General features: G+C 67.0%; 3 protein-coding genes. All 3 read left to right on the plus strand.

The features are described 5' to 3' along the window. Positions 1-2715: chromosome segregation protein SMC (smc, locus tag PHX69_RS14805; RefSeq protein ID WP_288044708.1), on the plus strand; the 2715-nt coding region annotated here is incomplete at its 5' end. A gap of 33 nt (positions 2716-2748) precedes the next feature. Continuing rightward, positions 2749-3939, plus strand: a complete 1191-nt coding sequence (locus tag PHX69_RS14810; protein WP_288044710.1) for a cell division protein FtsZ — start codon at positions 2749-2751, stop codon at positions 3937-3939. Positions 3940-3953: 14 nt separating this feature from the next. After that, positions 3954-6004: NAD-dependent DNA ligase LigA (gene ligA / locus PHX69_RS14815; RefSeq protein WP_288044713.1), on the plus strand; the 2051-nt coding region annotated here is incomplete at its 3' end.

Here is a 6004-nt window from a genome sequence, read left to right on the forward strand (position 1 = left end):
CGCCAGGCGCACTACGGTGCGGGTGATGCGCTCAACCAGGCCCAGGCCAAGCTCTATGAGGCCACGGCGGAAGTGGGGCGGCTGGAGGCCGAAATCCGCTACGTGCTGGAAGGGCGCCAGCGCGTGGAGCAGCGCCTGCACACGCTGGCCGAGCAAATCGCCCAGTGGAATACGCGCAAAGAAGACGCCGAGGCCGGGCTGGAAGACCTCGCTGGTGCGGGTGTCGAGGCCGAAGAAACAGCCGAGTTGCTGGCCGCCCAGGTCGAGGAGCAATCCCAGCGCCTGCCCGAGCTGGAAGACGCCCTGCGCCAAAGCCAGCAGCGTGCCAATACGCAGCGCCAGGCCGTGGCCCAGGTGCAGCAGCAGATTCAGGTGCTGGCCGCCGAGCAGCGCAGCATTGACGAGCAAAGCCGCCAGCTCGATACCCGCTACGAGCGCCTGCGCGCTGACCGCAACGCGCTGGCCGCGCCCGATGGTTCGCGGCTGCTGCATTTGCGCAGCCAGCTTGACGCGGCCCAGGAAGCCACTGAAACCGCCGAGGCGCGCCTGGCCCAGTTGCAAGAGGCCGTGCCGCAGCTCGATGACGAGCGCCGCAGCCGCCAGCAGGCCGTCAACCACGAGGCTGCGCGCCAGGCCGATCTGTCGGCGCGCATGGAGGCGCTCAAGGCGCTGCAAGAAAAGGTCAAAACCGATGGCAAGCTCAGGCCCTGGCTGGCACGCCACGGCCTGGATGGTTTGCAGGGCCTGTGGAGCCGCATCCACATCGAGCCCGGTTGGGAAAACGCCCTGGAGGCCGCCCTGCGTGAGCGCCTGGGCGCCCTTGAAGTGGGCAGCCTCGACCGCGTGCGCGGTTTTCTGGGGGCTGTGGATGCCGGTGGTGGCGATGCGCCCCCGGCCAAGCTGGTGTTTTTCAGCCCCCCGGCGGCGGCCACGCCCGCGCCTGCCAGCGGCTTGCCACGCCTGTCCGATTGGCTGCGCCTGCACGATGCGGGCCTGAGCGCCGTGCTGACCGACTGGCTGCAAGGCTGCTACACCGCCCAGACGCTGGACGAGGCCCTGAACCGCCGCAGCCAATTGCAGCGCGGCGAGGCGCTGTACGTGCCCGCAGGCCATAGCGTCACGGCGCACAGCGTGGGTTTTTACGCCCAGGACTCCGAGCAATCGGGCCTGCTGGCGCGCGCCCAGGAAATCGAACACCTCGATAAAGAACTGCGCGCCCAGGCCCTCATCAGCGAAGAGGCCCGCGTCGCGCTGGTGCGTGCCGAAGCCGCCTACGCCGATGCCACCCAGCGCCTGAGCACCGTGCGCCGCGAAGCCACCGAGGCGCAGGCACGCACCCACGAGCTGCAAGTCGAGCACCTGCGCCTGTCGCAGCTGGTAGAGCAAACACGCCTGCGCAGCGAGCAAATCGGCGCCGATCTGGCCGAAGTCGAGGCCATGCTCTCTGACCTGCAAGAGCGCCGTGCCGTGGCCGAAGAGCGTTTTGATGAGCTGGACATGCAGCTGGCCGACACCCAGGAGCGCCACGCCCAGCACGGCGACCAGGTGATCGAGGCCGAGCGCAAGCTGACCGAGTGCCGCGAACAGCAGCGCAGCCTGGAGCGCCAGGCGCAAGAGGCCACCTTTGCCCAGCGCAGCCTGGAGGCCCGCCAGGCCGAACTGTCTCGCACCCTGGCCACCGCCGACCAGCAAAGCGCTGCGCTGGCCGACGAGCAGGTGCGCGCCCATGCCGAGCTGATGCGCCTGTCAGATGCCGCAGCGCAAGGCGGCCTGCAAGACGTGCTGGCGCTGAAAATGGAGCGCGAACAGCAGCTGGCTGCCCGCCGCAGCGAGTACGACGACCTCACCAACCGGCTGCGCACCAGCGACGAGCGCCGCCTGCAACTGGAGCGCGCCCTGGAGCCGCTGCGCGCGCGCATCACCGAATTCCAGCTCAAAGAGCAGGCTGCGCGCCTGGGTCTGGAGCAATACACCACGCTGTTGCAAGACGCCCAGGCCGACCTGGAGGCTGTGGCCCGCTCCATCACCGAGGGCAACGTGCGCCTGATGGGCCTGCAAGCCGAGATCGACCGCCTGCACCGTGAGATTGCCGCCCTGGGCGCCGTCAACCTGGCTGCGCTGGATGAGCTGACCGCCGCCCGCGAGCGCAAGACCTTTCTGGACGCGCAAAACGCCGATTTGACCGAGGCCATGAATACCCTCGAAGACGCCATCCGCAAGATCGATGCCGAGACGCGCGACCTGCTCTCGGGCACCTTTGATGCCGTCAACCAGCACTTTGGCCGCATGTTTCCCGAGCTGTTTGGTGGCGGACAGGCGCGGCTCATCATCACGGGCGATGAAATTCTCGATTCCGGCGTACAGGTCATGGCCCAACCGCCGGGCAAAAAAAACCAGACCATCCACCTGCTGTCGGGCGGCGAGAAAGCCCTCACGGCCATTGCGCTGGTGTTTGCCATCTTTCAACTCAATCCGGCGCCGTTTTGTTTGCTCGACGAGGTGGATGCGCCACTGGACGACGCCAACACCGAGCGCTATGCCAAATTGGTCAGCAGCATGAGCAAACAAGGCACCCAGTTTCTGTTCATCAGCCACAACAAAATTGCCATGGAAATGGCCGAACAATTGATCGGCGTGACCATGCAGGAGCAGGGTGTCTCGCGCATCGTGGCGGTGGACATGGAGTCTGCCCTGTCGATGGCCGACGCTGCCTGAATCGCCGCCTGAACTACTTACCCGCACGCAACCATGAGCACCTTGCAAATCAGCCTGGCCGTTATCGGTGTCGTCCTGCTGGCCTTGATCGTGGCCTACAACGCCTGGACGACGCACCGCAACCAACCCAAAAAAGCCCGCCCCGTGGAGGACGACCCACGGGCCGAACCCGCGCTGCGCCAAGAGCCCGCGTTTGATGCCGCTCTGGGCGCCCCGCCCGTGGCCCGGGGCAGTGCCGCGCCGCCGCGCACGCCTGTGGCATCTGCCGCCCCGGGTGCACCAGCACCCGAAGAACTGCCCGGCGCAGACTTTGCGCCGCCCGATCGCACCGCACAGGCCGCCGCCAGCGCCGCCGCGCCTGACGCGCCCGTGCCTGCGGCCCCCACGCACGTGGCCGATCGCCGCCCCGGCCTGGACCCGCTGATCGATGCCATCGCCGCCTTGCAGTGCGAGCACGCCATCCCCGGCGAGAGCGCGCTGGCCGCTTTGCCACCCACCCGCCGCGTAGGCAGCAAGCCCTTTGCCATCGAGGGCTTCAACGAAACCACCCAGCAGTGGGAGATGCCCACCCCCGGCGAGCGCTACCACCTGTTCCAGGCGGGGGTGCAACTGGCCAACCGGGTGGGCGCGCTCAATGACATCGAGTTTTCGGAGTTCGTCCACAAGGCGCAGGCCTTTGCCGACAGCATCAGCGCCTCGATTGATTTTCCGGACATGGTCAATGAGGTGCTGCGCGCCCGTGAGCTGGACCAGTTTGCCAGCGAGCACGATGCGCAGTTGGCCTTCATGCTGCGCGCCCGCCAGGCCGCCTGGAGTGCAGGCTATTTGCAGCAAAACGCTGCGCGCCTGGGCTTTGTGCAAGGCGCCATCCCCGGGCGCATGCTGCTGCCAGCGCCCACACCGGGCCTGCCGCCGTTGCTGGGTCTGTCGTTTGACACCCAGGCCGCCTTGGCCGAAGACCTGGAGCAATCGGCCGTGCGCGAGCTGATGCTCAGCCTGGACGTGGCGCAAGTCCACCGCACCGAGCAGCCCTTTGCCCGCCTGCGCGAGATTGCTGCCGTGCTGTGCAACGTCATGGACGGTGTTCTGTGCGACCAGAACGGCCAGCCCTTGCCCGCCATGGCCATGGACCCCATCGCCACCGACCTGGAGCTGTTGTATGACCAGCTCGATGGCCGCGAGCTGTCGGCAGGTTCGGTGCTGGCGCGGCGCCTTTTCAGCTGACAGGGCGGTTTGCCATGACCGAGAATTTGGAGCTTTTTGCGGCTCCAGCGCCCGATGGACGGGCGCTAGCAGCTATCAAAATAGAAGCGCTTCGGCAGCAGCTCAACCAGTGGGCGCACCAGTACTACGTGCAAGACGCGCCCACCGTGCCCGACGCCGAATACGACCGCGTTTTTGCACAATTGCAGGCGCTGGAGGCGCAGTACCCCGATCTCATCACCCCCGACTCGATCACCCAGCGCGTGGGTGGCGCCGTGATGGCGTCACTGGCCAGCGTGCGCCACGCTGTGCCCATGCTCAGCATCCGCACCGAGACCGACACCACGCCCGCAGGCGCTGAAAATTTTGAACAGCAGGTGCGCAACTACCTGGCCACCGAGCAGCGCCGCACCGAACTGCCTGCCACGGATGCCCGCTATCGTGCCGAGCCACTGTGCCCCGAGGCGCTGGCCGTGCTGGCAGGTGCGCCGCTGGAATGCGTGGCCGAACTCAAATTTGACGGCCTGGCCATGGGCCTGCGCTACGAGGGTGGCGTGCTGGTGCAAGCGGCCACGCGTGGCGACGGCGAGGTGGGCGAGGACGTGACGCACAACATCCGCACCATCCGCCAGATACCGCTGTCGCTGCCGCCTGGCGCGCCACCGGTGGTAGAGGTGCGCGGCGAGGTCTATATGGCCCGCGCTGATTTCGACCGCCTCAACGAAGCGCAGCGCCAGCGCGGACAAAAAACCTTTGTCAACCCGCGCAACGCCGCAGCTGGAGCGGTGCGCCAGCTGGACCCCGGCATTGCGGCGCAGCGGCCCCTGAGCTTTTTTGCCTACGGTGTGGGCGAGGTCACGCCCGCCAGCGAGGGCGGCCCGCAGTGGGGCACCCATTTTGAGCTGCTGCATACCCTGAAATCATGGGGTTTTCCGGTGGCAGAGCAGACCAGTGTTGCGCAAGGTGCTTCTGAATTGATAGCGTTTCACCAGCGCATCGGCGCCAGCCGCGACCAGTTGCCCTACGACATCGACGGCGTGGTGTACAAGGTCAACAACCTGGCCTTGCAGCGCGAGCTGGGCTTCAAGACGCGCGAGCCGCGCTGGGCGGTGGCGCACAAATACCCGGCGCAAGAGATGGTGACGCGCGTCGAAGGCATTGACGTGCAGGTCGGGCGCACCGGCAAGCTCACGCCCGTGGCGCGCCTGGCGCCGGTGTTTGTCGGCGGCGTGACGGTGACCAATGCCACGCTGCACAACCTGTTCGAAATCCGCAAAAAAGGCGTGCGCGTGGGTGACACGGTGATCGTGCGCCGCGCCGGGGATGTGATCCCCGAAGTGGTGGGCGTGGTGGCGGGCGCGCGACCGGCCTACGTGCCCAATTTCAGAATGCCCCGCCAATGTCCCGTGTGTGGCAGCGCCGTGGTGCGCGAAAAAGGCGAGGCCAACCACCGCTGCACCGGCGGCCTGTTCTGCCCGGCCCAGCGCAAAGAGGCGCTGCTGCACTTTGCCGCCCGCCGCGCCATGGACATCGAGGGCCTGGGCGACAAGCTGGTCGATCAATTGGTGGAGTCGGGCGTGATCCGCACGCTGCCCGATTTGTACCGGCTGGGGCTGCCTTCGCTCATCGCCCTGGAGCGCATGGCCGACAAATCGGCGCAGAACGTGCTGGCCGCGCTGGAAAAATCCAAACAGACCACGCTGGCGCGCTTTTTGTTTGCGCTGGGCATTCGCCATGTGGGCGAATCGACAGCCAAGGATGTGGCGCGCCACTTTGGTGGCCTGGACGCCATCATGGACGCCACCGAGGCGCAGCTGCTCCAGGTCAACGACGTGGGGCCGGTGGTGGCGCAGAGCATCCACACCTTCTTCGCCCAGCCGCACAACCGCGAGGTGGCCCTGCAACTGCGCGCTTGCGGCGTGACCTGGCCCGAGGGCGTGCCCACCGAGCGCGCCACGCAGCCGCTGGCCGGCCTGACGGTGGTGATTACCGGCACGCTGCCCACCCTGGGACGTGATGAGGCCAAAGACCTGCTCGAAGCCGCAGGCGCCAAAGTGGCCGGTTCGGTCAGCAAAAAAACCAGCTA

It is taken from the genome of Simplicispira sp. (assembly GCF_028687295.1).
Lineage (GTDB): Bacteria > Pseudomonadota > Gammaproteobacteria > Burkholderiales > Burkholderiaceae_C > Simplicispira > Simplicispira metamorpha.

Bases quoted from the DNA above. Each gene is read 5' to 3' on its own strand.
- PHX69_RS14810 (WP_288044710.1), top strand. From the start codon at position 2,749: ATGAGCACCTTGCAAATCAGCCTGGCCGTTATCGGTGTCGTCCTGCTG.